1 protein-coding gene is annotated in these 1,029 nt (G+C 62.9%); it reads left to right on the top strand.

Annotated features, from left to right (window positions below; translation table 11 throughout):
* Positions 1-38: 38 nt before the first annotated feature.
* A partial coding sequence (gene trbG / locus HY26_RS01660; RefSeq protein WP_112072810.1) for a P-type conjugative transfer protein TrbG occupies positions 39-1,029 on the top strand: 991 nt, incomplete at its 3' end.

Raw genomic sequence — 1,029 nt, 5'->3', positions numbered from 1 at the left:
CTCAACTGGTCGAAAGACCATCAATAGGAGCATTCCTCATGAAACGCCTTGCCCTGATCCTCCTTGCCTCGTCTGCCTTGGCGGCATGCGAAACTCTGCCCGCATCGCGCGGTCCCGACATCACCCTCGATGAACCGGACTATGTCGAAGATCTCTATCTCGCCCCGGATGTGGAGGAAACAGAGGTCACGAACACCGAGCTGGCCCCGGAACCGGTCGTCTACCGCACCTATACGCCGACCATCGTGTCGGGGGCCGTGCCCGGCCAGCTGAAGCCCATGCCCACAAAGACGGAGGCGCCGTCTCTCAAGCCCTACCAGGCGATCGAGGCTGCGAACGGAAAGGCCGCGATCGAGCCGTCTCTCGACAATTACATGAACGCGATACAGGTCTATCCCTATACCGTGGGCGCCCTCTATCAGGTCTATTGCGCCCCGGAACAGGTGACCGACATCGTCCTCCAGCCCGGTGAGGAGCTTGTCTCCGTTTCGGCCGGCGACACGGTCCGCTGGGTCCTGGGAGACACGGTCTCGGGCACAGGCGCAGAGGCGCAGGCCCATATCCTGATCAAACCGACACAGGCCGGCCTCAAGACCAACCTTATCATCACGACGAGCCTTCGCGCCTATCACCTTGAACTCCGCGCGTTCGAGGAAACCTATATGGCGGCCGTCTCCTGGCGCTATGCCGACCAGCAACTGGTGACGCGGGTGGCGGGTTCCAGCGCGGCACGGGTTGCAACCTCCCCTTCGCCAGCCGGACTTCAGCTCGACCGGCTGAAGTTCCGGTACGATATCGACGGGGATGCGCCGCACTGGCGGCCTACCCAAGTGTTCGATGACGGCCGCAAGGTCTATATCCAGTTCCCGGCCCGTCTCGACCAGGGCGAGGCCCCGGCGCTGTTCGTCATCGGCCGGGACGGCAAGTCCCAGCTCGTCAACTATCGCATGTCCGGCAACTATTATGTCGTCGACCGCCTGTTCGCCCGCGCCGAACTGCGCCTCGGCGAAAAGCGCCAGGATGTCGTGA

This window comes from Hyphomonas sp. GM-8P (genome assembly GCF_003263315.1).
GTDB lineage: Bacteria > Pseudomonadota > Alphaproteobacteria > Caulobacterales > Hyphomonadaceae > Hyphomonas.
The sequence above is the reverse complement of the archived record's forward strand: the minus strand, read 5'-3'. Positions and strand labels throughout refer to the sequence as shown.